The 26087-nt window shown below is 70.5% G+C and carries 19 protein-coding genes and 1 pseudogene; 8 read left to right on the top strand and 12 right to left on the bottom strand.

Annotated elements, in window-relative coordinates:
* Nucleotide 1: 1 nt before the first annotated feature.
* Nucleotides 2-928, bottom strand: coding sequence for a proline dehydrogenase family protein (locus ABD357_RS23055; RefSeq protein ID WP_344392553.1), 927 nt, complete (start codon nt 926-928; stop codon nt 2-4).
* A 179-nt stretch (nt 929-1107) separates the two neighbouring features.
* On the opposite strand from ABD357_RS23055, the gene ABD357_RS23050 reads away from it, so the two are divergent.
* The gene (locus tag ABD357_RS23050; protein WP_344392552.1) at nt 1108-2301 is read left to right on the top strand and encodes a PucR family transcriptional regulator; all 1194 of its coding nucleotides are present in this window, start codon (nt 1108-1110) and stop codon (nt 2299-2301) included.
* A 3-nt stretch (nt 2302-2304) separates the two neighbouring features.
* On the opposite strand, the gene ABD357_RS23045 is transcribed toward ABD357_RS23050, so the two are convergent.
* The 3 genes from ABD357_RS23045 to ABD357_RS23035 form a co-directional block, all read right to left on the bottom strand.
* Nucleotides 2305-5841, bottom strand: a complete 3537-nt coding sequence (locus tag ABD357_RS23045; RefSeq protein WP_344392551.1) for a SpoIIE family protein phosphatase — start codon at nt 5839-5841, stop codon at nt 2305-2307.
* Between the two features lie 331 nt (nt 5842-6172).
* Entirely contained in the window at nt 6173-6673 is a 501-nt protein-coding gene (locus tag ABD357_RS23040) for an SRPBCC family protein (protein ID WP_425584966.1), read from the bottom strand.
* Nucleotides 6670-7053 carry a metalloregulator ArsR/SmtB family transcription factor gene (locus ABD357_RS23035; RefSeq protein WP_344392550.1) on the bottom strand — a complete coding sequence of 128 codons (384 nt, stop codon included), beginning with the start codon at nt 7051-7053 and terminating at the stop codon, nt 6670-6672. Before ABD357_RS23035 ends, ABD357_RS23040 begins: the two co-directional genes overlap by 4 nt.
* A gap of 164 nt (nt 7054-7217) precedes the next feature.
* Here ABD357_RS23035 and ABD357_RS23030 point away from each other — a divergent pair, with 164 nt between their 5' ends.
* From ABD357_RS23030 to ABD357_RS23015, 4 genes are read left to right on the top strand one after another with little or no spacing between them, the layout of a single operon-like run.
* Complete coding sequence (locus ABD357_RS23030; protein WP_344392549.1) at nt 7218-8708, top strand: ABC transporter substrate-binding protein; 1491 nt, start codon at nt 7218-7220, stop codon at nt 8706-8708.
* Entirely contained in the window at nt 8705-10492 is a 1788-nt protein-coding gene (locus ABD357_RS23025; protein WP_344392548.1) for an ABC transporter permease subunit, read from the top strand. Before ABD357_RS23030 ends, ABD357_RS23025 begins: the two co-directional genes overlap by 4 nt.
* Nucleotides 10489-11628 carry an ABC transporter ATP-binding protein gene (locus tag ABD357_RS23020; RefSeq protein ID WP_344392547.1) on the top strand — a complete coding sequence of 380 codons (1140 nt, stop codon included), beginning with the start codon at nt 10489-10491 and terminating at the stop codon, nt 11626-11628. Before ABD357_RS23025 ends, ABD357_RS23020 begins: the two co-directional genes overlap by 4 nt.
* Nucleotides 11625-12329 carry an ABC transporter ATP-binding protein gene (locus ABD357_RS23015; RefSeq protein WP_344392545.1) on the top strand — a complete coding sequence of 235 codons (705 nt, stop codon included), beginning with the start codon at nt 11625-11627 and terminating at the stop codon, nt 12327-12329. Before ABD357_RS23020 ends, ABD357_RS23015 begins: the two co-directional genes overlap by 4 nt.
* On the opposite strand, the gene ABD357_RS23010 is transcribed toward ABD357_RS23015, so the two are convergent.
* Entirely contained in the window at nt 12316-12909 is a 594-nt protein-coding gene (locus tag ABD357_RS23010) for a TetR/AcrR family transcriptional regulator (RefSeq protein ID WP_344392544.1), read from the bottom strand. The genes ABD357_RS23015 and ABD357_RS23010 overlap by 14 nt on opposite strands.
* 78 nt (nt 12910-12987) lie before the next feature.
* On the opposite strand from ABD357_RS23010, the pseudogene ABD357_RS23005 reads away from it, so the two are divergent.
* Nucleotides 12988-13221 (top strand): annotated as a pseudogene (locus ABD357_RS23005) (MFS transporter); the annotation flags it as partial.
* A gap of 159 nt (nt 13222-13380) precedes the next feature.
* Here ABD357_RS23005 and serA read toward each other — a convergent pair.
* The 6 genes from serA to ABD357_RS22975 form a co-directional block, all read right to left on the bottom strand.
* Nucleotides 13381-14982, bottom strand: a complete 1602-nt coding sequence (gene serA, locus ABD357_RS23000; protein ID WP_344392543.1) for a phosphoglycerate dehydrogenase — start codon at nt 14980-14982, stop codon at nt 13381-13383.
* Between the two features lie 249 nt (nt 14983-15231).
* A complete protein-coding gene (ilvC, locus tag ABD357_RS22995) occupies nt 15232-16233 on the bottom strand; it encodes a ketol-acid reductoisomerase (protein WP_344392541.1) in 1002 nt (333 codons plus the stop codon).
* A 131-nt stretch (nt 16234-16364) separates the two neighbouring features.
* Nucleotides 16365-16889, bottom strand: a complete 525-nt coding sequence (ilvN, locus tag ABD357_RS22990; RefSeq protein WP_344392540.1) for an acetolactate synthase small subunit — start codon at nt 16887-16889, stop codon at nt 16365-16367.
* A 20-nt stretch (nt 16890-16909) separates the two neighbouring features.
* Entirely contained in the window at nt 16910-18760 is a 1851-nt protein-coding gene (locus ABD357_RS22985; protein WP_344392539.1) for an acetolactate synthase large subunit, read from the bottom strand.
* Between the two features lie 234 nt (nt 18761-18994).
* The gene (locus ABD357_RS22980; RefSeq protein WP_344392538.1) at nt 18995-22195 is read right to left on the bottom strand and encodes a putative bifunctional diguanylate cyclase/phosphodiesterase; all 3201 of its coding nucleotides are present in this window, start codon (nt 22193-22195) and stop codon (nt 18995-18997) included.
* 195 nt (nt 22196-22390) lie between these two features.
* A complete protein-coding gene (locus tag ABD357_RS22975; RefSeq protein WP_344392537.1) occupies nt 22391-23332 on the bottom strand; it encodes a 2-hydroxyacid dehydrogenase in 942 nt (313 codons plus the stop codon).
* A 74-nt stretch (nt 23333-23406) separates the two neighbouring features.
* Between ABD357_RS22975 and ABD357_RS22970 the strand changes: the two genes are divergently transcribed.
* On the top strand, nt 23407-24417 hold the full coding sequence (locus ABD357_RS22970; protein WP_344392535.1) for an aldo/keto reductase: 1011 nt from the start codon (nt 23407-23409) through the stop codon (nt 24415-24417).
* Nucleotides 24418-24631: 214 nt separating this feature from the next.
* Nucleotides 24632-25831 (top strand): PQQ-dependent sugar dehydrogenase, encoded by a 1200-nt coding sequence (locus ABD357_RS22965; RefSeq protein ID WP_344392533.1) that lies wholly within the window; start codon nt 24632-24634, stop codon nt 25829-25831.
* Between the two features lie 22 nt (nt 25832-25853).
* On the opposite strand, the gene ABD357_RS22960 is transcribed toward ABD357_RS22965, so the two are convergent.
* Nucleotides 25854-26048 (bottom strand): DUF6191 domain-containing protein, encoded by a 195-nt coding sequence (locus ABD357_RS22960; RefSeq protein ID WP_344392531.1) that lies wholly within the window; start codon nt 26046-26048, stop codon nt 25854-25856.
* Nucleotides 26049-26087 lie beyond the last annotated feature (39 nt).

Raw genomic sequence — 26087 nt, 5'->3', positions numbered from 1 at the left:
GTCAGCCCTTGGTGAGGATCGAGCGGGCGAAGAAGCGGAGGTTCGCCGGCTTCTCCGCGAGGCGGCGCATGAAGTAGCCGTACCAGTCGGTGCCGTATGCCGTGTAGACGCGTACGCGGTGCCCTTCGGCGGCGAGCCGGGTCTGCTCCTCGCCGCGGATGCCGTACAGCATCTGGAACTCGTAGTCTTCGAGTTTGCGTCCCACGCGCCGGGCCAGCTCCTGGGTGATGGCGATGAGGCGTGGGTCGTGGGACCCGATCATCGGGTAGCCCTCGCCCTCCATCAGGATCTTCAGGATGTGGACGTACGCCTTGTCGATCTCGGCCTTCTTCTGGAACGCGACCGACGCGGGCTCCTTGTACGCCCCTTTCACGATACGCACGCGGCTGCCGTTCGCGGCGAGACGGCGGGCATCGGCCTCGGTGCGGTACAGGTAGGCCTGGATCACGCAGCCGGTCTGCGGGAAGTCCTTCCGCAGCTCCTCGTGGATGGCGAACATCGAGTCGAGCGTGGTGTGGTCCTCTGCGTCCAGCGTGACCGTGGTGCCGATGCGGGCGGCGGCCTCGACGACGGGACGGACGTTGGCGAGCGCCAGCTCATGGCCGTCCGGGAGCGCCTGGCCGAACAGGGACAGCTTGACCGACATCTCGGCCCGCTCGCCCAGGCCGAGACCTTCGAGGTGGTCGATCAGCTGCAGATACTCGTCGCGCGCCGCCGTGGACTGCCCGGGCGTGGTGATGTCCTCGCCGACCACGTCCAGGCTGACCTCGAGGCCACGGTCGGTGAGGTGCTTGACGACCGGTACGGCGTCGTCGACCGACTCACCGGCGATGAACCGCTCGACGACCGGCTTCGTCACCGGCGCCGCCGACACCAGGCGGCGCATCCTGTCGCTGCGCGAGGCGGCGAGAATCACGGGTCCCAACACGGGGCAACCTCCACAACAGCGACCAGCAGGGGGCCGTAACCGAACGTTCGCGGGTGAACGCCTCGGCGACGGCGCGGAGAACCACCGTGAAACTTAAGGATCCCTCCGATCGTGGGCCATCGACAGACGTCACGCATCCGTGCCCTGGATCTCAGACATCTGTATGAAGGGCGTGGGAAATGCGGGAGAATGCCGGAGTGAAAGGCGACTACCAGGAACTGGTCGACGAGATCTCGGGCATCCTCGGCGCCCCCGCGACGCTGGAGAACCGGGACTTCGAGCTGATCGCCTTCGGCGCGTACGACAGCGACAGCGAGATCGACGAGTCCGCCCTCGACCCCGTCCGCACCCGCTCGATCCTCACCCGCCGCTCCACCACGGCGGTCCGCACCTGGTTCGAGAGCTTCGGTATCGCCCATGCCACCGGCCCGGTCCGTATCCCGCCGACGCCCGAGGCAGGCGTGTACCGGGGGCGTGTCTGTCTTCCGGTACGCCATCGGGAGCTCGTGTTCGGTTACGTATGGCTGCTCGCCGACGATCCGGGCCCCACCGAGGAGCAGCTCGACGCGGCCATGGAGGTGACAGCCCGGATCGGCGACCTCCTCGCGGACGAGGCCCAGGCGGGCGCGGACCTGACCCGTGAACTGCGCGCCGTCCTGACCGCCGACCGCGGCTGGCCACGGGACATGGCGGTGGCGGAACTCCGTACGGCACTGGGCGTGCGCGGCGAGGGACTGCACACGATGGTCTGCGTGACCCCCTGGCCGTCCGCCGACCCGGACGACGCGCCTTCGGTCCGTACGATCCCGGGGGCGACGGCCCTGTGCACGGTCCCCTGGGGCACTACCGGCCAGAGCCTCGCCCTGCTGGTGCGACTGCGCTCGTCGACGGTACTGACACCGGCGACTTCGGCGGCCGCTCGGCTGCTGAGGGAGGCGGAGGGAACGCGAACGGCCTCGGAAAGCCCGGCGGCGGGAATCGCGGTGCCCCGCAGTGGCCTCGCCGAGCTGGGTGCCGCCTGGCAGGAGGCCTCGGCTGCGGCCGGTGCGGCTCTGGCCGAACCGGGGCTCGGCTCGATCGCCGAGTGGGCCGCCATCGGCCCGTACCGCCTGCTGACGGCGCTGCCCGCGGAGGCGGCCCACGACCCCGTCGTACGCCCCCTGCTGGACCCGGCCCACCGTGAACTGGCCCGCACCGCCGAGGCGTTCCTCGACTGCGCGGGGCAGGCGGGCCGCACGGCGGCCCATCTGGGCATCCACCGCCAGACCCTCTACTACCGCCTCTCCCGCGTAGAACAGCTCACCGGCCTGGACCTGGACGACGGCGAGGACCGCCTCCTCCTGCACATGACGCTGAAGGCGCACCGCCTCTGATTCTTACTGGTCGACACCGGTTCGACACGATGGTTCGGCGGTGGTGGCGAGCAGTGCGGCGTCGTCGTCGACCCTGTCGGGGGTGTTCAGCAACTCCAGGGCCTGTTCGGTGATCTGCTGGGGGTCGGTTCGGGCGGTGGCGGGCAGCGCGCCGCAGGTCTGGCGCAGGGCTGCCAGGCCGTCGTCCAGGGACAGCGCCCGGTTCTCCACCAGGCCGTCGGTGTACAGCAGCAGGCTGGTGCCGGGCGGGAACGCCACCTTGCGGTCGACCGGGGTGCTGCCCAGTCCCAGCGGCAGCGCCGGGGGCAGCTCCAGGTAGGCGGTGTCGGCGGCTACCAGCAGGGGCGGCAGGTGCCCGCTGGCGGCGTAGCGCAGGCGGTGAAGGTGGGGGTCGTAGACCGCGTACAGGCAGGTGGCGAAGCGGTCGGTTGCGAGCGACTGCAGGTAGGCGTCCAGCCTGGTCAGCACCTGGGCCGGGCCGGCGCCCTCCAGCGCGAGGCTGTGCAGGGCGGAGCGGAGTTGGCCCATCACCGTGGCGGCCTCCACGTCGTGGCCCATGACGTCGCCGATGGCCAGCCCCACGGCGCCGTCGGGCAGGGCGAGCACGTCGTACCAGTCGCCGCCGACCTCGGCGCCGCGGTTGCTGGCCCGGTAGTGGGTGGCCAGGCGCACCCCGGGCACCTGGGGCAGGCGGTGGGGCAGCAGGGCGCGCTGCAGGGTCAGGGCGATGCGGCGCTCGTTGTGGTACCGGGTGGCGTTGTCGTAGGCCAGGGCCAAGCGGTGGGCCAGGTTCTCCAGATACTTGTGTTCGACCACGGAGTACCCGCCGGTGTGCCGGACCAGTACCAGGGCCCCCAGCGTCTGGTCGTGGGCGTGCAGCGGCAGGGCCAGCACGGCGGCGGGCGCCGGGTGCGGGCCGGCTGGGGCTGGGGCGGTCCCGTTGATCGCATGGGTGGCGGCGGTGGCCAGGGCCTCGCGGGCAAGAAGGGGAGTGCCGGCGATGTATGCCGGGGGCGACTGCGCCGGGGCGGGTGCTGTGGCGGTGAGGTGGATGCTGATCTGGTCGGCGAAGTCGGGCAGCAGGATCTGGCCGGCAGTCTGCAGTATCCGGTCCGGGTCAAGGGTGTCCGACAGCCGCAGGCCCGCGTCGGCCAGGGAGGCCAGCACGGCCAGCTGGTTGCGGGTCTCGGTCAGGGCCTGTTCGCGCAGCCGGGACAGTTCCAACCCGGTGCGGACGCGCGCCAGCAGCTGGCGCGCGGAGAAGGGTTTGGCCAGGTAGTCGTCGGCGCCGGCGTGCCGACCCTGCACGGATTCCTCCTCGCCGGCGCGGGCGGTGAGCAAAACGATGGGCAGGCGAGCGGTGCGCGGGTCGGCGCGCAGCGCCCGGACCAGCTCGAAGCCGTCCATGCGGGGCATCATCACGTCGCTGAGCACCAGTTCCACCGGCTGCGCCAGGGCCGTCTCCACGGCGTCCCGGCCGTCGGCGGCGAGCAGCACGTCGTAGTCGGGCAGCAGGACCTGGGTGAGGTAGGCGCGCATGTCGGCGTTGTCGTCGACGACCAGCAGGCGGGCCCGGTGGGGGCGGTCTGCTTCGTGCGGGCCGGGGACGTGGGGGGCATCGTGGGTCGCGGGGGCGTGCGGGGTGCGTGCCGCGGCGGGGACGGGGGTGGCCGCCAGCCAGCCCAGCGCCTCGTGCACATATGCCGTGGCGCGGCCGGTCCGGCCGCCTCCGCCTTCCCTGGGGGTTTCCCCAGGGGATCCGGCGCCGGCCGCGGGCGGCGCCGGGCGGGGCCGGGGGGCGGCTGCGAAGGGGAGGGCCACGGTGACGGTGGTTCCCTGGCCGAGCCGGCTGTCCACGCCGACGGTGCCGCCGTGCGCTTCCACCAGGTCCTTCACCAGCACCAGGCCGAGGCCGCTGCCCTCGTGGGAGCGGGAGCGGGCGCCGCGGACCCGGTGGAAGCGCTCGAACAGGCGCGGCAGCTCGTCCGCGGGGATGCCGGTGCCGGTGTCGGTCACGGTCAGCCGGGCCCGGTCGCCGTCCGCGGCCACCTGCACCCGGGCGCCGCCGGTGAAGGTGAACTTCAGTGCGTTGCTGAGCAGGTTGAGGATGATCTTCTCCCACATCTCCCGGTCCAGGGGCACCGGCTTGGGCAGCGGCGGGCAGTCCACCTCCAGCGTCAGCCCGGCCGCCTCGAAGGCGGAGCGGAACACCCCGGCCAGCTCGGCCGTGGCACCGGCGAGGTCGACCGGCTCGAGGGTCGGGCTCATCTGCCCGGCCTCGGCCCTGGCGACGTCCAGGAGGGTGTTGACCTGCTTCAGCAGGCGCAGGGCGCCGCGCTCGGCCAGCTCCAACTGCTCGCGCCGCTCGGGCCGGTCCTCGTCGGCCAGGGCCTGCTGGAGCGGGCCCAGGAGCAGGGTGAGCGGGGTGCGGAACTCGTGGCTGACGTTGGCGAAGAAGGTCGTCTTGGCCCGGTCCAGCTCGGCCAGCGCCTCCGCCCGCCGGCGCTGCTCTTCGTGCGCGAGCGCGGCCGACTCGTGCGCGAGCGCGGCCGACAGCGCCCCGGCCACGGCGGAGGCGAGCACCTCCAGGAAGTCGTGGTAGGCCCCGGCCGGTGGGAAGCAGGGATTGACGCCCACCACCAGGACGCCCTCCACCTGGCCCGCGCAGTACAGCGGCAGGGCCAGCGCCTGCTCGACCGGGATCCGGGTGGCCGCGGCGTGCTGCCCGGCCGTTCTGCCGCCGGTGAACGCGGCGGCGGGCAGCGTGGCCGGGGCACCGTCGGCGACCACCCGGGCCAGCCGGGCCGCCGCCTCCGACCCGTCGGCCGCACTCAGCGAGACGGTCTCGGGCGCCGACCGGAGCCCGGCGGAGGCCGCCGGCCGTTGCAGCCCAGGCTCGGAGGCCAGGTACAGGCCCAGAAACGGGATCTCCTCGGGGTAGGAGCCCGCCACCTCGGCGACCACGCGGGCGACCTCGCCCGGGGTGGGCAGCCCGGCCGTGCGCGTGCCGGTCTCGCTCAGCAGGCGCAGTCGGCGCTCGCCCAGTACCCGGCCGGTGGTCTCGGTGAGGATCTGCAGTACGCCGCCGGCGTTGCCGTCGTCCAGCAGCACGGGCTGGAAGGCGGAGTCGAAGTAGCACTGCTCCAAGAAGCCGTGGCGCTCCATGATGAGCAGCTCATCCGGAACCAGCAGGGGCTTGCGAGTGCCGGTCACATAGTGGAAGTGGGCGCTCACGGGGTGGGCCCAGACCTCGGGGAACACTTCCTTGTAGGGCCTGCCGAGCGCCGAGGGGTGTTTGGCGCCGACAATGGGTGCGGAGCCCAGGTTGTACAGCGTGGTGAATTCAGCCCCCCAGTACAGAGCCATCCCATGTTCAGAGGTGAGCATGAGGCGAAGGGTGTCCACCAGGGGCCCCGGCCAGGAGACGGGAGGCCCGAGCGGGGTCGCCGCCCAGTCGATCCCTGCCAGAAGCTCGCCGAACGCGCCGCCCTCGGCGAACACCCGGGCCGCCGCGGTGCGCGGGTCATCGGGCCGGGTCATCGAGAAATCTTCCTCCTGGCGCCAGCAGACACCTCGAGCAGTTCGGACGCCGGATCCGACGGTTCCGACTGCACTTATGCCCGAATTGCAAGGTAAAAACAATTAAGAGCGTATTTATCCAGCAGTGTACGCCTGCAGCCGCACGGCGACGGCGGCGATCGTCGACTCGCAGTCCCCGTCGGCGCCGACGGCCAAGGCCGGGACGCCGCGAAGAAGGTGGCGGGCCTCAAAGGACACGTGGCCGTGGACTGCCTGGGCTTGCCGCCGATGGCGCCGGCCGCCGCCGCGAGTGCGTACGAAGTCGCGGATCCTGTAACTGGCCTGCGACGGCTCAGGCCAGGGACTCGAAGTAGGCCTTCTGTGCGGGGTAGTAGTCGTCGAAGTCGGGGCGGGGACCGTCCGTACGGGCGGCGGTGAGCATGTCCAGGTAGTACTCCCAGCCTGGGCCGGTCGAGCCGAGGCCCTCCGTGGAGGTGAGGTGGTGGACCAGACGGAGTTCGGTGGTGCCGTCGGTCTCGGCCAGGAGCAGCTCAAGCGACCAGACGCCGGCCTCGTCCTCGGTGGTGACGGCGAGCCGGTGCGGCGGTTCGCAGGCCTCGATGCGCATCGGCATCCAGGGTGCCGACTCCTCGAAGGCCATCTGCGCCTCGATGGTGCGGCCCGGCGCCGCGTCGCCGCGCCACGGGCCGAACCAGCGGGCGGTGCGCTCCGGCTCGGTGACGCTCGCCCACACGTCGTCGACGGGGGCGCGGTAGGTGCGGGTGAGGATCAGGTCGTATCCCGTCGGAGTGGGTACGAGCCGCCCGGTGGGTTCAGGGGTGATGCCGGTCATGCCGTGTCCTCCCTTGAGTGGTGCGCGGTGTCGGTGGGCTGCGCCCGGCTGCGGTCCCGGCGCGTGCGGTGCACTTCGGTGTCAAGAGCCGCGAGGCGCGCAGCCCAGTCCGGGTGCCGTTCGTCGAACTGGGTGAGCCACGCGACCAGTCCGCCCAGCCGGGAGCGGACGAGCGAATAACGCCGATGCCGTCCCACCTGCTCGTCCTGCACGAGTCCGCTCTCCCGCAGCACGCGCAGATGGCGACTCACCGCGGGCCGGCTGATGCTGAACCGCCCAGCGACCTGGCCCGCGGTCAGCGGGGCGTGGCGCAGCATGACCAGGATCTCCCGGCGCACCGGATCGGCGACGGCGTCGGCCACTTCGGTCAGTTCGTCCACAACAGAAGCGTAACCGGTAGGTTACACATTGAGCCGGCCCCAGGAGCCGACACCCAGGGCCGCCCACCGGACCGCCGGAATCCGGACGCCAGTACTGAAAATGATTGTCATCATGCTACGGTCAGGCATACGTCCCCTTGACCACCCCTTTACCGGAGGGTCCCGTGCGCCTGCCCGCCCGCCTTCTCCCCGTCTCCGCGGTCGCCGCCGCCTCCGCCCTGCTCACCGGCTGCTTCTCGGGAGCCGCTTCGGACAGTTCCGCCGAGGGCGGCGAGAAGCGCGTGCGTGTCGCGCACATGCTGCCGCCGCGCTCCGGGCTCTCGCCGCTGTCCGACGACGCGTTCAAGCTGTCCCGCTGGTCGACCGCCGAGACGCTCGTCAAGCTCGACGCGGAGGGCGACGCCCAACCCGCGCTCGCCACCAAGTGGCAGCAGAACGGGAAGACCTGGACCTTCGAGATACGTGACGGCGTGACCTTCCACGACGGTACGAAACTCACCGCCGAGGCCGTCGTACGCTCGCTCACCACTGCTGCCGGCGCCTCCCCCAAGCCCCGCATCCTCGACGGCGTGGACCTGACGGTGAAGGTCCAGGGTGACTCGGTAGCCGTCACCACCGCCACCGAGGATCCGCTCGTCCCGCAGCGGCTGAGTTCGCCGCAGCTGTCGATCCTGGCGGCGAAGGCGTACGAGGGGAAGACGGTCAGCCCCGTCGGCGCGGGCACCGGTCCCTTCGAGCTGAAGAAGGTGAACGGCACGTCCTCCGCGACCCTCGACCGCTACGACGACTACTGGGACGGCAAGGCCAAATCCCCCGGGATCGACGTGAAGTTCGTGCCCGATGGCACCGCCCGTGCCGCCGCCCTGCGCAGCGACGAGGCCGACGTCGTCGAGGCGGTACCGGTCTCGCAGGCCGCGCTGCTCGAGGAGGACCAGATCACCGAGGTGCCGATGCCGCGCACCAACACTCTCTACCTGAACACCTCCGAAGGTCCTTTCAAGGACGCCGCGTTGAGGGCCGCCGCCCGCAAGGCCATCGACGCCGAGTCGATCGTCAAGGGTGTGTACGAGAGCCGCGCCGACGTCGCCGAGGGCCTGCTCGGGCCCGCCCTGCCGTGGGCCGCCGACCTGCGCTCGCCGGTACGGCGCGCCAAGGCCGGTGAACCGGCCGGGAAGACCATCACCATCGGTACGTTCACCGACCGCGCCGAACTGCCCGAGGTGGCCCAGACGCTGCAACAGCAGCTGCAGAAGGCCGGGTTCAAGGTGAAGCTGGACGTCCGCGAGTACGCGAACATCGAGTCCGACGCGCTGGCGGGCAAGTTCGACGCCTTCATCCTGTCCCGGGCGACCGTGCTCGACTCCGGCGACCCGGCCGCGTACCTCTACAGCGACTTCGGATCCAAGGGTTCCTTCAACCTCTCCCAGCTGTCGGACAAGACCGTCGACGCGGCCCTGGACAAGGCATCCGCGATGAAGTCCGGTGACGCGCGCCGGAAGGCCGTCATCGAGGCGGAGTCCGCGGTGCTCGCCACCGATGCCGCCGTCCCGATGCTGCACGAGCGGGTCATCCAGGGCGACGCGGCCGGCGTCGTGGACGTCGCGCACGACCCGCGTGAGCGCGAGCTGATCACGAAGGACACCTACGTCAAATGACGCTCGTGGCACGCCTGTCGAAGGCGATGTGGACACCGGGCGGCCGGGCCGGACTCACCCGGCTCGGCTGCCTCGTGGCCGTCCTCGCCACCGTCGGACTGCTCCCCTGGCTCTCCGGCCGCGACCCCGCGCTCACCGTGCTGCGCGCCCGGTCCGCCGAGCAGGAGGCGACCGAGGAGGCGCTGACCGCGATCCGCGAGGACCTCGGCCTGGGCGCGGGGCCCCTTTCCCTGCTGGGGAATTGGGCCTCCGGACTGCTCCGCGGCGACCTCGGCACCTCGTGGGTGTCGGGCACCGACGTACTGCCGTCGGTGGTGGCCGGGCTCCAGGTGTCGCTGTCCCTGATGGGCGCCGCCCTCGTCCTCGCACTGCTGATCACCTGCGCCCTGGTCGCACCGGTGCTCATACGCGCCCGGGGGTCGGCAGGCTCGTTCGCCGCGATGCTCGCCGCGCTGCCCGAATTCCTGCTCGCCACACTCGCGTTGCTGGTGGGCGGGGTGTGGCTGGGCTGGCTGCCGACCTCCGGCTGGATCGGCCCGCAGTACATGGTGCTGCCCGCCCTCGCCCTGGGCATCCCCGCGGGCGGTCTGCTCGGCCGCCTGGTCGCCGACGCGCTGCCCGCCGTTCTGGATGAGCGGTGGGTGGAGCTGTGGCGGGGTGCGGGGGTCCGTCAGGCGCGTATCTCGGCCGCCGCGCTGCGTCGCGTACTGCCGCCGCTGGTACCGCAGTTCGGCATGGTCGCCGTCGGTCTCACGGGCGGGGCGGTCGCCGTGGAGGTCGTGTTCGCGGTGCCGGGCATCGGGCGTACGGCGCTGGGGGCAGCCAAGTCGCAGGACCTGCCGCTGCTCCAGGGTTCGGTCCTCGCGCTGCTCACACTGGGCCTGGTCGCGGGCGCGCTGGCGGCCCTCGTACGGCGCCGGCTGCTGGGCCCGGCGCTGCGGGACGCGGGGCTGACGCTGCCCGCGGCCCGCCCGGTCCGCGCGCACCCGGCCGTTCCGGTGGCGCTCGCAGCCGTACTGCTGACCTGTATCGGCTGGGGGCTGGCGCGCGATCCGTATGCCGTGGACACGACCGCCCGCCTCCAGGCGCCGTCGTGGGCGTACCCGCTCGGCACGGACGGGCTCGGCCGTGACGTGCTGGCCCGGCTCGGGCATGGGGCGGCGTCGACGGTCGGCACGGCCGCCGCGGTCTGCCTGGTCAGCTTGCTCCTCGCGCTCGCTCTCGGCTTTCTGCCGTCCGTGGCTGCGGGCTCCTCGGACATCGCCAACGCGCTGCCGCCGGTGATCGTCGGCATCCTCGTCGCGGCGGCAGCGGGCCCCGGCACGGGCGGCGCGGCGCTCGCGGTGGCCCTGATCTCCTGGCCTCCGCTCGCGGCCCACGCGGCGGCACTGGTGCAGGAGGTGCGCGCCTCGACGTTCCTGCACGCCCAACGGGCCATCGGCGCAACGCCGTTGTGGATCCTCACGCGTCACGTCCTGCCCTCTGTGACGGCCCCGGTCGCCCGCCACGCCCTCCTGCGCCTGCCGGGCATCGCCCTGGCCCTGGCCTCCCTCGGCTTCCTCGGCCTCGGCGCCCAGCCCCCCGCTCCGGAGTGGGGGCTGCTGCTGGACGAGTCCCGCGCGTATGTGGAACGGGCTCCGTGGGCGGCGCTGGCTCCGGCGGTCGCGCTGGCGGTGATGGCGGGGCTGGCGGTGTCGTTGGCGGCTTATGCAGAAGGGGGAGCGGCTCGGACTCCTTTCCCCAAGAAGTCGCCCAAGGTGTCTCTCAAGGAGGCCGCCCGATGAGCACGCTGAGCACACCGAGTACTGAAGTACTCCTCTCCGCACGGGACTTGCGCATCTCCTTCGGTGCCGTGGAAGTGGTACGGGGCCTCTCATTCGACGTACACCAGGGCGAAGTCCTCGCCGTGGTGGGCGAGTCGGGCGCGGGCAAGTCGCTGACGGCACGGGCGCTGCTGGGCATGCCGCCGCGCGGGGCGACGGTGACGGGGAGCGTACGACTGGGTGCGGACGAACTCGTCGACGCCCCCCGCTCCGTACGCTCCGGCCTCTGGGGCCGCCGCATCGCGCTCGTCCCCCAGGACGCGCTCTCGGCCCTCTCCCCCGTACACCAGGTGGCCGACCAACTCGCCGCCGCCGTACGGTCCGTGGACCGTGTCTCCCGGAAGGAGGCACGGGCCCGTGCGGTGGCCGCGTTGGAGGAGGTGGGCATCGCACCGGACAAGGCACGGGCGTACCCGCACGAGTTCTCCGGCGGCATGCGCCAACGGGCGGTCATCGCCATGGCGATGCTCCACCAGCCGGACCTGGTGATCGCCGACGAACCGACAACGGCACAGGACCCTGAAACGCAGAAGCAGGTGCTCGACCTGCTGGCCCGCCGTACGGGGGCCGCGGGCGCCGCGCTTGTTCTGGTCACGCATGACCTCGCGGCTGTACGGGAGCACGCCGATCGGATGTTGGTGATGTACGCGGGGCGACTGGTGGAGGCGGGCCCGGTGGACGAGGTGTTCGGGTGCCCTCGAGCTCCCTACACGGCGGGGCTGCTGGCGTCGGTGCCAACAGAGGAGGGGATGCCGGAAGCGCCCTTTGAGGAGCGCGGGACTGTGACATTTGCGGCTCCGCCGCGAGGGTGCGAGCAGCCACATCGGACCCGCACTGTGTCCACTGCCATCCCCGCGGAGCGCTCGGCGGAGCGCTCCGCGAAACCCCGGCGGCTGCCTGCCGTCGCGGGCGTGCCACCCGCACCCACCGACCTCCCCGCCGGCTGCGCCTTCCAACCCCGCTGCCCCCTGGCGGACGCCACCCGGTGCAGTACGGAGCAGCCCGAACCCGAAACCCACGACGGCCGCACCGTCGCCTGCCACCGCTGGCGCGAACTGCCCGACAACCCCGCCGAGTTGTTCCTGGAGTCCGTGTGAGCGACGTGAGCGAAGCGAGCCATGTGAGCCCTCTCCTGGACGTACGCGAACTCGTGGTCCGCCACGGCCCCCGCACCGCCGTGGACCACGTCTCCTTCGACATCGCCCACGGCGAAACGCTGGGCCTCATCGGCCCCTCGGGCTGCGGCAAGTCGTCCACCGCCATGGCCGTACTGCAACTGCGCCGCCCCGACAGCGGCGAAGTCTGGTTCGACGGGCAGGAGTTGACCGCAATGGACGAGCGGCGGCTCCGGCCGCTGCGGCAGGCAGTGCAACCCGTCTTCCAGGACCCTTACGGATCGCTGAGCCCTCGCCACCGGATCCGCGACGCCATCGCGGAACCCCTGCGCGTACAAGGGAGTTGGGACCGCACCACAGGCCCCGCCCGCGTCGCCGAGCTGCTGGAGCAGGTCGGCCTGGACCCGGCGCACGGCGACCGCCGCCCGCACGAGCTGTCCGGCGGACAGTGCCAACGCGCCGGAATCGCCCGCGCGTTGGCCTGTGAGCCCAAGCTCCTGATCCTCGACGAACCGGTCTCCGCCCTCGACCCGTCCCTGCGCGCCGGAATCCTGAACCTCCTGGCCGAGCTGCAGGAACGTCTGGGCCTTGGCTACCTGTTCATCTGCCACGACATGGCGCTCGTACGCCACTTCTGCGACCGTGTCGCGAAGATGCGGGACGGGCGCATCAGCCCTTCGTAGCCCTGGCCGCCGCGGCGATCACCTGGCGCAGCCCCTCGGTGAGTTGCTCCGCGCCGGGTGCGGTCTTCGCGTCGAAGGTCCATTGCGCGATCAGACCCGTCATCAGGGTCACGTAGAACATGCCGAGCGAGTCCGCGGTCTGGTCGGAGACGTCCTCCTCGCGCCCGCCCATGAGCATCGGAACGAGCCCGCGCGCGGCCTCCCGCTGCGCCAGCGCCAGGTGATCGCGCACCTCGGGCATCTGGTCGCCCATGACCAGGACCTCCATGCTGAGGTGCCAGATCGATCCCGGATCCCGCATGGTGCCGATGATGTTCGACCACACCCCCTGGAACCGTTCGAGGGAGCCGGGCTCGGTATCGCTCAGGGCCGTCCCGTCCCCCTCGAAGGCGTCACCCATCCCCTCGACCAGCGACACATACGCCTGGGCCAGCAGCGCGTCCTTCGAGCCGTAGTGATAGCCGATCGAGGCCAGGTTGGTCCCCGACTCCTTGACGATGTCGCGCGCGGTCGTGCGCGCGAACCCCTTCGCCAGCAGGCAGCGCTTGGCGCCTTCGAGCAGATCCTCACGGTGTCCCATACGGGCCACCCTACTCCGATCCATACGACCGTCCTACACGACTGACTTATACGAACGTTCTAGACAGCCGTTTAAGACGCCTCCGCTCCGGGCCCGGCCCACGAGACGCTCGGCGGCGCCCTGGCCGTGGCCGGTCACATGCCCGGCCGGGCGGGCGAAGCCCTGGCGACGGCGGCCCGTGAGGCCTTCACCCACGGAATGCAGGCGGCGGCGATCGCCGCGACGGTACTCCTGCTGGGGGCGGCGGTCCTGGCATCGGTGACACTGCGGCGGGTGCGGGTCCGTGAGACGGAGGCCACGGAGTGCGAGTGAGTCCGAGAAGGCCCTCGCCTGAGCGCGGCTACACAAAAACGCCGGGCGGGCTGGATCTCCAGCCCGCCCGGCACCTTCAAGCCCGTCCGGCGATTGAGGACGAGGCCGCCAGGCCGACACGGGGGGTCTGGGGGCGGAGCCCCCAGGTGGCGGACAACCTCACACGAGGTTGACCGACCGAGCCGACGTCGCGCCGATCTCTTCGGCCAGCTCGTTGAGCACGTTCTGCGGAACAGTGCTGTCCACCGTCAGGATCGCCAGCGCCTCGCCACCCAGGTCCGTACGGGCGACCTGCATGCCCGCGATGTTGATGCCGGCCTCGCCGAGGATGCGGCCGAGGGTGCCGACGACGCCCGGGCGGTCGACGTACTTGAAGACGACCATGTGGTCGGCGAGGGCGAGATCCACGTCGTACTCACCCACCGCGACGATCTTCTGGTGGTGCTTGGGTCCGGCCAGCGTGCCGGAGACCGACACCTCCTCGCCGTTGCCGAGCGTGCCGCGCACGGTCACCACATTGCGGTGGTCCGGCGACTCCGAGCCGGTGGTCAGCCGCACCTCGACGCCCCGCTCCTGCGCGAACAGCGGAGCGTTGACATACGACACGGTCTCATCGACGACATCCTCGAACACGCCCTTCAGAGCGGAGAGTTCGAGCACCTTGACGTCGTGCTGGGTGATCTCGCCGTACACCTCGACGTCGAGGCGGGCCGCGACCTCGCCCGCGAGCGCGGTGAAGATGCGGCCGAGGTTCTCGGCGAGCGGCAGACCCGGCTTGACGTCCTCGGCGATGACGCCGCCCTGGACGTTCACGGCGTCCGGGACGAGCTCACCGGCGAGCGCGAGCCGCACCGACCGAGCGACGGCGATACCGGCCTTCTCCTGCGCCTCGTCCGTGGAGGCACCGAGGTGCGGCGTGCAGACGACCTGGTCCAGCTCGAAGAGCGGGGAGTCCGTGCAGGGCTCCTTCGCGTACACGTCGAGGCCCGCGCCCGCGACGCGGCCCTCCTTGAGCGCCGAGTACAGCGCCTCCTCGTCGACGATCCCGCCACGCGCGGCGTTCACGATCCGCACCGACGGCTTGACCTTGTGCAGCGCGTCGTGGCCGATGAGGCCGAGGGTCTCGGGGGTCTTCGGCAGGTGCACGGTGATGAAGTCCGAGACCTCGAGCAGCTCGTCGAGGGACAGGACCTTCACGCCCATCTGTGCGGCCCGCGCGGGCTGCACATACGGGTCGTACGCCACGACCTTCATGCCGAAGGCCGACATGCGCTGCGCGACGAGCGCGCCGATGCGGCCGAGGCCGACGACACCGAGGGTCTTCTCGGCGAGCTCGACGCCCGTGTACTTGGAGCGCTTCCACTCGCCGTTCTTGAGCGCCGTGTTGGCCTGCGGAATGTGGCGCGCGGTGGCCAGGAGCAGGCCGCAGGCGAGCTCGGCGGCGGTGACGATGTTGGAGGTCGGTGCGTTGACGACCATCACGCCGGCCTTGGTGGCGGACGAGACGTCGACGTTGTCCAGGCCGACGCCGGCTCGTGCGACGACCTTGAGCTTGCCGGCGGCCGCGATGGCCTCGGCGTCGACCTTGGTGGCGGAGCGGATCAGGACCGCGTCGACCTCGGCGATGGCCGGGAGCAGTTCGGCTCGGTCCGCTCCGTTGCAGTGCCGGATCTCGAAGTCCGGGCCCAGGGCGTCGACAGTCGCAGGCGACAGCTCTTCAGCGATGAGTACGACCGGTTTGCCGTTGGCAGCAGTGCTCACGTGAGTCCTCACAAGTCCAATGCGGACGGCCGTCCCGACGGCCGCAGGCGGTGGAGGGGTTGCCGCGTGGAAGACGCACGACGCTGTGGCCCGACGCGTATGTAATGCAGCAAGTCTAGTGCTGCTCGGGAGGTCGTCCTGCGCCTCCGCGGAAGGATCACTCATCCGTGGCTGCGGGCCGTGGACGAGTGGTTACCGGGGGTTCGGCAAAAGGGCCGCAGCGGATCGCTGCGGCCCCGTGCCTACGGCTTACGCCTCTTCGTCATTGACCCAGCTCATGAGCTTACGCAGCTCCTTGCCCGTGGTCTCCAGGAGGTGGTTCTCGTCCCGGGTTTTGTACTCGTTGTACTTCTTCAGGCCGCCGTGGTACTCGGCCATCCACTCGCGGGCGAAGGAACCGTCCTGGATCTCGGCGAGGACCTTCTTCATCTCGGCCTTGGTGGCGTCCGTGATGATCCGCGGGCCGGTGACGTAGTCGCCCCACTCGGCGGTCTCGGAGATCGACCAGCGCATCTTCTCCAGGCCGCCCTCGTACATGAGGTCCACGATCAGCTTCAGCTCGTGCAGGCACTCGAAGTACGCGATCTCCGGCTGGTAGCCGGCCTCGGTCAGCGTCTCGAAGCCCGCCTTGACCAGCGCGGCCGTACCACCGCAGAGAACGGCCTGCTCACCGAACAGGTCGGTCTCGGTCTCCTCGGTGAACGTCGTCTTGATGACGCCGGCGCGGGTGCCGCCGATGCCCTTGGCGTACGAGAGGGCCAGCGCGAAGGCGTTGCCGGTCGCGTCCTGCTCGACGGCCGCGATACACGGAACGCCGCGGCCCTCCTCGTACTGACGGCGCACGAGGTGGCCCGGGCCCTTGGGGGCGACCATGCAGACATCGACGTTCGCCGGGGGCTTGATGAAGTCGAAGCGGATGTTCAGGCCGTGCCCGAAGAACAGCGCGTCGCCGTCCTTGAGGTTGTCCTTGATGGACTCCTCGTAGACCTGCGCCTGGAGCGGGTCCGGAACCAGGATCATGATGACGTCGGCCTCGGCGGCGGCCTCCGACGGCGTCACCACGCGCAGCCCCTGCTCCTCGGCCTTCGCCTTGGACGTGGAGCCCTCGTGCAGACCGACGCGGACGTCTACACCCGAGTCGCGCAGCGACAGCGCGTGGGCGTGGCCCTGGCTGCCGTAGCCGATGACCGCGACCTTGCGGCCCTGGATGATGGACAGGTCGGCGTCAGCGTCGTAGAACAGCTCGGCCACTTTGGGTTCTCTCCTCGGGAGTGCAGGTGTTGCGTCCCACCGTATGACGGCGAGGGGAAGGGAAGTTTCGCGGTCTCGGAATACGGGCGGCCACGCGACCTTCTTCGGGGCTCGACCGCCCGTATCAGGACTTACGCAGAACGGTCCAGCGCGCGCAGCGACCGGTCCGTGATCGAACGCGCCCCGCGGCCGATCGCGATCGTGCCCGACTGGACGAGTTCCTTGATGCCGAAGGGTTCCAGCATCTTGAGCATGGCGGACAGCTTGTCGCTGGAGCCGGTGGCCTCGATGGTGACGGCCTCCGGGGAGACGTCGACCGTCTTGGCGCGGAACAGCTGGACGATCTCGACGATCTGGGAGCGGGTCTCGTTGTCGGCGCGGACCTTCACCAGAACGAGTTCCCGCTGAACGGCCGAGCCCGCCTCGAGTTCGACGATCTTCAGGACGTTGACGAGCTTGTTGAGCTGCTTGGTGACCTGTTCGAGCGGCAGGTCCTCGACATTCACCACGATGGTGATGCGGGAGATGTCGGGGTGCTCGGTGACACCGACGGCGAGCGAGTCGATGTTGAAGCCGCGGCGGGAGAACAGGGCGGTGATCCGGGCGAGGACACCGGGCTTGTTCTCGACCAGGACGGAGAGCGTGTGCTTGGACATTTCTCGGTGGTCTCTCTCGCTCAGTCGTCTTCGTTGTCGCCGAAGTCGGGGCGGACGTCCCGGGCGGCCATGATCGTGTCGTTCGAGGTGCCGGCGGCGACCATCGGCCAGACCATCGCGTCTTCGTGGACGATGAAGTCGACGACGACGGGGCGGTCGTTGATGGAGTTCGCCTCTTCGATGACCTTGTCCAGGTCGTCCGGGGACTCGCAGCGGATGGCGTGGCAGCCCATGGCCTCCGACAGCTTCACGAAGTCGGGGACCCGGGTGCCGGCGCTCGGCTGCCTGCCGTCCGCCTCCGGGCCGCTGTGCAGCACGGTGTTGGAGTAGCGCTGGTTGTAGAAGAGGGTCTGCCACTGGCGGACCATCCCGAGGGCGCCGTTGTTGATGATGGCGACCTTGATCGGGATGTTGTTCAGGGCGCAGGTGGTGAGTTCCTGGTTGGTCATCTGGAAGCAGCCGTCGCCGTCGACCGCCCAGACAGTACGGTCCGGCTGCCCCGCCTTGGCTCCCATGGCGGCCGGGACCGCGTAGCCCATGGTTCCGGCGCCGCCGGAGTTGAGCCAGGTCGCGGGCTTCTCGTACTGGATGAAGTGCGCGGCCCACATCTGGTGCTGGCCGACGCCCGCCGTGAAGATCGTGCCGTCCGGGGCGAGCTGCCCGATGCGCTCGATGACGTGTTGCGGCGAGAGCGAGCCGTCGTCGGGTTGGTCGTAGCCGAGCGGGTAGTTGTCGCGCCAGCGGCTCAGGTCTTTCCACCAGGCGCTGTAGTCGCCGGTGTTGCCCTCGCTGTGCTCCTTCTGCACGGCCTGGACCAGGTCGGCGATGACCTCGCGGGCGTCACCGACGATCGGCACGTCGGCGGCGCGGTTCTTGCCGATCTCGGCCGGGTCGATATCGGCGTGGACGATCTTGGCGTACGGGGCGAAGCTGTCCAGCTTGCCGGTGACGCGGTCGTCGAAGCGGGCTCCGAGGGCGACGATCAGGTCGGCCTTCTGCAGCGCGGTGACGGCGGTGACCGAACCGTGCATGCCCGGCATTCCCACGTGCAGCGGGTGGCTGTCGGGGAATGCGCCGAGCGCCATCAGGGTGGTGGTGACGGGCGCTCCGGTGAGTTCTGCGAGGACCTTCAGCTCGGCGGTCGCGCCGGCCTTGATGACGCCGCCGCCGACATACAGGACGGGCCGCTTTGCGGCGGTGATCAGCTTGGCGGCCTCGCGGATCTGCTTGGCGTGCGGCTTGGTCACCGGGCGGTAGCCGGGCAGGTCCATGGTCGGCGGCCAGGTGAAGGTGGTCTTCGCCTGGAGGACGTCCTTGGGGATGTCGACCAGGACCGGTCCCGGGCGGCCGGTGGAAGCGATGTGGAACGCCTGCGCGATCGCCCGGGGGATGTCCTCCGCCTTGGTGACAAGGAAGCTGTGCTTGGTGATCGGCATGGTGATGCCGACGATGTCCGCCTCTTGGAAGGCGTCCGTACCGATCGCCTTGGACACGACCTGCCCGGTGATCGCGACCAGCGGCACGGAGTCCATGTGCGCGTCCGCGATCGGGGTGACCAGGTTGGTGGCACCCGGCCCGGACGTTGCCATGCACACCCCGACCTTGCCGGTGGCCTGCGCGTAACCGGTGGCCGCGTGGCCGGCACCCTGCTCGTGGCGGACCAGCACGTGACGCACCAGTTTGGAGTCCATCATCGGGTCGTACGCCGGCAGGATGGTGCCGCCGGGGATGCCGAATACCGTGTCGGCCCCAACCTCCTCGAGAGAACGGATGAGGGACTGCGCACCCGTGACGTGCTCGGGCGCGGACGGCTGCCCTGAGGAACGGGGCCGCGGCTGCGGATGGTGGGCCCCGGTGGCCTGCTCGGTCATCGGCATTCTCTTCTCGATGCTGAGGGTTTTTGCGAGGTTTGTGCGAAGTTCGACTGGTGTTGGTGCAACAAAAAACCCCTCGTGCCGTGAGGCAAGCGAGGGGAGCGCGTCGGGTGCGGTCGCTGGGAGTTCCGGTTCATCGGTCCGGTCGTTCCCAGCTCAGCCGACGCGCTTTCCAAGTACGAGAATTCGGGTGCGCATGGCACAGACCTTCTCCCCGGCACACTGTGCCTGTCAAGTGGGTGGGACGGGAGTCTCATCATGTGAGCGCAGAGCCGTCCCTGTGGCGTACGCCGCCGAAGGGCCGCCCACCGCATACGCACCGGAGCCTCCACCTGCGTAAACACCGGCCACGGAGCCGCTGACGAGGACCGGCTCGGCCGGGCGGCCGGGCAGGGGGTAGCGGCCGGAGGCCAGTGCGCGGCGCAGCCGGACCTCGTCGAGCGGTTCGGAGAAGGCCATGCCCTGGCCGTGGGTGCAGCCCATGTCGCGCAGGGCGGTGACCTGCTCGGGCCGGTCCACACCGTCCGCCACAGACTGCAGCCCGAGATCACCGGCGATACGGAGCAGCCCACTGGTGATCTTGTGTAGCCGGGCCGACTCGACGACGCCCTCGACCAGAGAGCGGTCGAGCTTCAGTACGTCGACGGGGAGGCGCCGTAGTGCGGTGATCGTCGCGTAGCCGCTGCCGAGGCCGTCCAGGGCGATCCGGACGCCGAGACGCCTGAGCGCGCTCAGGCGGCGCTCCAACTCGTCCAGGGAGACCTCGGGATCCGTCTCGGCCAGTTCGATGACCAGGGCGCCGGAGGCCACGCCGTGCCGGGTCAGCAGGGCCTCGATGGAACTGAGGGGCATCGAACGGTCGAGGAGCCGGCGGGCGCCCATCCGGACGGCGACGGGCACGGCGAGCCCGGTGACACCGCGCTCGGCGGCCTGCTCGATGGCCTCCTGCAGTATCCAGCGGCCGAGTTCGGCGGTGCGGTCACTGTCCTCGGAGACGCGCAGGAAGTCGGCGGGCGTGAGCAGCGCGCCCTGCGCCGAGCGCCAGCGTGCCTGCGCGACGACCGTCTCGATCCGGCCGGTGTCGAGACAGACCACGGGCTGGTGCAGCAGCGCGAACTCGCCGTCGTGCAGGGCGGCCCGCAGCCGGGTCGCGAGTTCCGCCTTCCGTACGACGTCCTGCTGCATCTGTGGCGCGTACAGCTCGACGCGGCCCTTGCCCGCGGCCTTGGCGCGGTACATCGCAAGGTCGGCGTTGCGCAGCAACTCGCCCGCGCCCAGGCTTGGTTCGGCGAAGGCGACGCCGATGGAGGCGGCCACGCGCACATCGTTGCCGTCGATGGAGTACGGCTGCGAGAGGGTGACGCGGAGCCGGTCGGCGAGCTCGAAGATGTGGCGCTCGCGCGCGGTGCGGTCGCGGGTGCCGTCGCCGACGATGAGGGCCGCGAACTCGTCGCCGCCGAGCCGGGCCGCGGTGTCCCCCTGCCGTACGGCGTCCTGGAGTCTGCGCGCGGCCTGGACGAGCAGCTCGTCGCCGGCCTGGTGCCCGATCGTGTCGTTGACGGCCTTGAAGCCGTCGAGGTCGATGAAGAGCACGGCGGTGCCGCGGTCGGAGGAGCGGCGGCCGGAGAGCGCCTGCTGGACGCGCCGGGTGAACAGGGCGCGGTTGGGCAGGTCGGTGAGCGGGTCATGCTCGGCGTTGTGCTGCAACTGGGCCTGGAGGCGCACCCGTTCGGTCACGTCACGGCTGTTGAAGATGAGGCCGCCGTGGTGCCGGTTGACGGTCGACTCGACGTTGAGCCAGCCGCCGTCGCCGGAGCGGAAGCGGCATTCGATGCGCGTAGTGGGTTCCTCAAGTGGGCTGGCGGCAAGGAAGCGGCGCACCTCGTGCACCACGCAGCCCAGGTCCTCCGGGTGGATGAAGGAGGCGAGCTCGGTCCCTTCGAGTTCCTCCGCGGGCCGTCCGTAGACTCCGGCGGCGGCCGGGCTGACGTAATGGAGGATGCCGTTCGGCGTGGCGATCATGATGACGTCGCTGGAGCCCTGCACCAGGGAGCGGAAGTGGTTCTCCTTCTGGGCCAGTTCCTGGGTGAGGGTGATGTTGTCGAGCAGCATGATGCCCTGGCGCACGACAAGGGCGAGTACGACCGTGCCACCGGTGATGAGCACCACGCGGTCGACGCTTCTGCCGTTGAGCACGTTGTAGAGAATGCCCAACGTGCAGACGGCCGCGGCCAGATAGGGCGTGAGTGCCGCGAGCGAACCGGCGATGGGCCGGCCTGCCGGATGCCGACTGGGACCTCCTTCCTGGAGGGGCACCTGAGCCGCTTGTTCCGGCAGGGGTGCCGCTTGTCCCGGCCGGGGCCGCGGCACGTAGCCGAACACCACGCGCGTGTGCCCCTCTTCTTCCGTTTCCGTCTGTCCTTGTCGGGGCCCCACCCAGGGGGCGTAGGCGAGCAGCAGCGAACCGGCGAACCAGCCGGCGTCGAGCAACTGGCCCGAGCGGTAGTCGTTGTGCAGCAGCGGCGAGGTGAACAGCGCGTCGCACATCACCGTCAGGGCGAGGGCCCCTATGGCGGTGTTCACCGCGGACCTGTGGACGGGCGATCGCCTGAAGTGCAGCGCGAGCACCATGCTGATCAGGGCGATGTCCAGCAGGGGGTACGCCAGCGACAGCGCGGTGTGCGCGACACTCTGCCCCCCGGCCTTGGCCGCCTGGGCGAGCGCGAGGCTCCAGGAGAGCGTGAGCAGCGAGCCGCCTATCAGCCAGGCGTCCAGGGCCAGGCAGGTCCAGCCGGACTTGGTCTCGGGCCGTTTGGCGAAGACGAGCAGTCCCACGATGGCCGGCGGTGCGAAGCACAGGAAGAACAGGTCGGCGTAGCTGGGGCTGGGTATCGGGCGGGACAGGACGACCTCGTACCAGCCCCAGACGAAGTTGCCCGCCGCTGTCATCGCGGAGGAGAGGGCGAACAGCAGCCAGGCGGGGCGAAAGCGGCTGCGGCCGGGCCGGGCGCCGAGGAAACAGGAGACGGCCGCGGCGGCGGCTGCCGCGCTCAGCCCGAAGTCACCCATGATCAACGCGAGCGTCTGCGAGCCCCAACTGAAGGCGCAGCCGATGGTGTATCCCGCGCACACCAGGGCCAGCACCACTTGCGGGACCAGGCTCGTGCCGCCGTCGGTGAGCGGGCGGCGGGCCAGCAGCGCCCCCTGGGAGCTCACTGTGTCCCTCCGGTCCGCGCCGCCCCCGAGTCCCTCTGGTCCCGGCTTGCCGAAGGGGGTCCCGCCGCCCGAGCCGTGCGAAGCCGGTTCGAGGGTGGGGGCGCGTGCCGCCTGCGGCCGCTGGGCCTGCGGCGGTGAGGGTGGCTTTGGCCGCTTCTGTGTGGTGCGTGCGAGGTTCGCCGTCGGCGGCCCCGCCGCGTCGGATCGTTGGTCCATAGGCCGTACATCGCCCGTCGCCCCCCTCACAGTCCGCTGTCTCGTCCCCGGCGCCGTCGGTGCGCGGCGCATCCCCTGTCCGGACGATACACCAGTCTCGTCACTCAGGGACATAGTCCCTCTACTCTCCGTGACGACCAGCGGTGATACGTGAACCGACCGCAGTCAGGGGACTGCGGAGGGTGGTCGCAGAGGCTACGCGCCCGTCGTAAGGACCACGTTCCGCATCGGCTCCCGGTTCACAAAACGACGGAACTGGTCCACCAGGAGCCGCTTGGCACGCGGATAGAACGCGGATGTCGGGCCCCCCACATGCGGACTGATCAGCACTCCGGGCGCATGCCACAACGGGTGCCCCTTGGGCAGCGGTTCGGGGTCGGTGACGTCGAGAGCCGCTCGGATCCGGCCACTTTCCAGCTCGGCGAGCAGCGCCTTCGTGTCGACGACACCGCCGCGGGCGACGTTCACCAGCAGTGCGCCGTCCTTCATCCGTGCCAGGAAATCGGCGCCCGCCAGGCCCTTGGTCTGCTCGGTGAGCGGTGTGATGAGCACCACGACATCGGCGTCCGGCAGGAGTTCGGGCAATGCGTTGATCGGATGCACGGGGCCGCGCTCCGTCTCACGTGCGGAGCGCGCGACGCGCGCCACCCGCGCGACCTCGAAGGGCGCGAGCCGGTCCTCGATCGCGGCGCCGACCGAGCCGTAGCCGACGATCAGAACAGACCTGTCGGCGAGCGCGGGCCGGAACCCCGACCGCCACTCCTCGCGCTCCTGCCCGCGCACGAAGTCGGGGATGCCCCGCAGCGAGGAGAGGATCAGCGTCAGCGTGAGCTCGGCCGTACTGGCGTCGTGCACCCCGCGCGCATTGCACAACTGCACGCCCTCGGGGAGCAGTCCCAGACCCGGCTGGACGTGGTCGATGCCGGCCGACATCGTCTGCACGACCCGTACGGACGTCATTTCGGCCATCGGCCGCACCGATACCTCGCTGCTCTTCATGTAAGGCACCACATAGAGCGCGCAGTTCGCGGGATCGGCGGGAAAGTCCTGCTCACCGTCCCAGAAACGGTAGTCGAGGCCTTCGGGGAGGCCATCGATGTCGGCCGGGTCGAAAGGAAGCCACACTTCGGAAGTCATGCTCAGGAGGCTAGGCGAAGGATTGTCAGAGCCAGAGGTTAGTTTGGGGGTCGCGAAAGGGAGGGCACAGCCAGGTGGAGCGCAGGACGATCGGGGCTGCGGCGCTCGAGGTGGGGGCTGTCGGGCTCGGGTGCATGCCGATGAGCTGGGCGTACTCGGCTTCGCGGCAGCGGGGTGATGAGTCGCTGCGGACCCTGCACACGGCCCTCGACCAGGGCTCGAGCCTCCTGGACACCGCCGACATGTACGGGCCGTTCACCAATGAGCTGCTGGTGGGCCGGGTGCTCAAGGAGCGGCGACCGGAGGCGTTCGTCTCCACGAAGTGCGGGCTGCTGGTCGGTGAGCAGCACATTGTCGCCAACGGCCGTCCCGGGTATGTGAAACGGGCCTGCGACGCCTCGCTGCGGCGGCTGCAGACGGACGTCATCGACCTCTACCAGCTGCATCGCGCCGACCCCGAGGTGCCGGTCGAAGAAACCTGGGGCGCGATGGCGGAGCTCGTGACGGCGGGAAAGGTACGGGCGCTCGGGCTGTGCGCGGTGAGCGCCCGGTCAGGCCGCCGCTCGGGGGCACACCTGCACGACGGAACGATCCGGCAGCTGGAGCGGGTGCAGCAGGTCTTCCCCGTGAGCGCGGTGGAGGCCGAGCTGTCGGTGTGGTCGCCGGAGGCACTGGACGGGCTGCTGCCGTGGTGCGAGGCGCGCGGCATCGGTTTCCTGGCCGCGATGCCCCTCGGCAACGGCTTTCTGACCGGCACGCTCACACCCGGCGAGGGCTTCGAACCCGATGACGTACGCGCCCGGCATCCCCGTTTCACGGCCGAGATGATGGCCGCGAACCAGCCGGTCGTGGCCGGTCTGCGCCGTATCGCGCGGCGGCACGGGGAGGAGACCGGTGAGGAGGTCACTCCCGCGCAGGTGGCGCTCGCGTGGGTGCTCGCGCAGGGGCGGCATGTGGTGCCGGTGCCGGGGGCCAAGCGGGAGCGCTGGGCGGCCGAGAACGCGGGGGCGGCCGGGCTGCGCCTGTCGGCGCGGGATCTGGCGGAGGTGGCGGAGCTGCCTGCGGCTCAGGGGTCGTGGGACTGAGCGGGACGCACGACAAGGCTCACAGCACGGCAGGCTCACAGCACGACGTCCCACGGCACGACGGCCCACGGCACGACGGCCCGCAGCACGGCAGCTCACAGCTTGATGAGCGAGGGTGGTTCGGGGACTGCCTAAAGGTCTCGCCGTGATGCGCGTCCGGATCTCGTCGCACTTCGCGTGCGGAGATCGGGAACCTGTGAGGCGGTTGCGGTGTATGAACAGTAGAACCTGCCGCGTCGAAGGGATCCAGATCGTGCAACGTCGAGCTGTGACGGCCGTGTTGGCCGCTGCCGCCCTCCTGCTGACGGCCGGCTGTTCTTCCGGCGACGGGGAGGGGTCGGACGGCGGAGCGAACGCCTCCCCGAGTCGTACGGAATCGGGGTCCTCCCCCGGCGGGCAGGCGACCGAGGGGGCGCCACCCGCGAAGGGCTCCGTGAAGGTCGTGCGGACCGTCGCCGAGGGTCTGAACACACCGTGGGGCCTCGCGCCACTGCCCGAAGGCGACCTGCTGGTGTCCTCGCGAGACGAGGGGACGATCACCCGGGTCGACACGGAGAGCGGCGAGAAGACCGAGGTGGGCTCGGTACCGGGCGTCGCTGCCGCCGGCGAGGGCGGCCTGATGGGCCTCGCGCTCTCACCGGAGTACGCCTCGGACCACATGGTCTACGCATACTTCACCTCGGCGTCGGACAACCGCATCGTGCGCATGCTGTACGACGAGAAGAAGCCGGCCGGTGAGCAGCTGGGCGCACCCGACACGGTGTTCAGGGGCATCCCGAAGGGCACGAATCACAACGGCGGGCGGATCGCCTTCGGCCCGGACAAGATGCTCTACGCCGGCACGGGCGAGCGGTACGAAGCCGAACTGGCCCAGGACAAGAACTCCACGGGAGGCAAGATCCTCCGCCTGACCCCGGACGGCGAGCCGGCGCCGGGCAACCCCTTCGACTCCCCCGTCTACTCCTACGGCCACCGCAATGTGCAGGGTCTGGCCTGGGACTCCGAAAAGCGCCTGTGGGCCGCTGAGTTCGGCCAGAACACCTGGGACGAGCTGAACCACATCGAGCCGGGCGACAACTACGGCTGGCCGGACGCCGAGGGCAAGTCCGACGACTCCCAGTACCACGACCCGGTCGCCCAGTGGGGCGTGGCCGAGGCCTCCCCCAGCGGCATCGCCTACGCGGAGGGCTCCATCTGGATGGCGGGCCTGCGCGGCAAGCGCCTGTGGCGCATCCCCCTGAACGGCACGGAGACGGCGGCCGACCCCCAGGCCTTCCTGAAGGAAGAGCACGGGCGCCTGCGCACGGTGGTCTCGGCGGGCGACAACAAGCTGTGGCTGGTCACCAGCGAAACGGACGGCCGGGGGACACCGGACGACGGGGACGACAAGATCCTTGAGCTGGAGGTGACGTAGGGCGGCGGCACCGGACAGGCTTTCAGTCCGCGTCGGCGTCCGGTTCCGCGGGCGTCTGGGCAGGCAGGCGTACGACGACCTTGCCGGACGTGAGGTCTATCGGCCCGCGGCCCGGGTCGCTGTCCCCTGCGTCCTCGCGGGTCATCTCCAGACGGTTGCGCTCGTCCTGGGTGTGCTTGCGGCCGGGTGCGAACAGTTGCTCGAGCATGTTGAACACGGCGCCTCCCTGGGCCCGGGGTCCTCTACAGCGTAAGCC

Origin of the sequence: Streptomyces vastus, assembly GCF_039532825.1 — a bacterium.
GTDB lineage: Bacteria > Actinomycetota > Actinomycetes > Streptomycetales > Streptomycetaceae > Streptomyces > Streptomyces vastus.
This window is presented reverse-complemented; position numbering and strand designations above follow the sequence as displayed.

Bases quoted from the DNA above. Each gene is read 5' to 3' on its own strand.
- ABD357_RS23025 (WP_344392548.1), top strand. From the start codon at position 8,705: ATGACGCTCGTGGCACGCCTGTCGAAGGCGATGTGGACACCGGGCGGC.
- ABD357_RS22980 (WP_344392538.1), bottom strand. From the start codon at position 22,195: ATGGACCAACGATCCGACGCGGCGGGGCCGCCGACGGCGAACCTCGCA.
- ABD357_RS23050 (WP_344392552.1), top strand. From the start codon at position 1,108: ATGCGGGAGAATGCCGGAGTGAAAGGCGACTACCAGGAACTGGTCGAC.
- ABD357_RS23020 (WP_344392547.1), top strand. From the start codon at position 10,489: ATGAGCACGCTGAGCACACCGAGTACTGAAGTACTCCTCTCCGCACGG.
- ABD357_RS22965 (WP_344392533.1), top strand. From the start codon at position 24,632: ATGAACAGTAGAACCTGCCGCGTCGAAGGGATCCAGATCGTGCAACGT.
- ABD357_RS23010 (WP_344392544.1), bottom strand. From the start codon at position 12,909: ATGGGACACCGTGAGGATCTGCTCGAAGGCGCCAAGCGCTGCCTGCTG.
- ABD357_RS22985 (WP_344392539.1), bottom strand. From the start codon at position 18,760: ATGACCGAGCAGGCCACCGGGGCCCACCATCCGCAGCCGCGGCCCCGT.
- ilvN (WP_344392540.1), bottom strand. From the start codon at position 16,889: ATGTCCAAGCACACGCTCTCCGTCCTGGTCGAGAACAAGCCCGGTGTC.
- ABD357_RS23045 (WP_344392551.1), bottom strand. From the start codon at position 5,841: ATGACCCGGCCCGATGACCCGCGCACCGCGGCGGCCCGGGTGTTCGCC.
- ABD357_RS23040 (WP_425584966.1), bottom strand. From the start codon at position 6,673: ATGACCGGCATCACCCCTGAACCCACCGGGCGGCTCGTACCCACTCCG.
- ABD357_RS22975 (WP_344392537.1), bottom strand. From the start codon at position 23,332: ATGACTTCCGAAGTGTGGCTTCCTTTCGACCCGGCCGACATCGATGGC.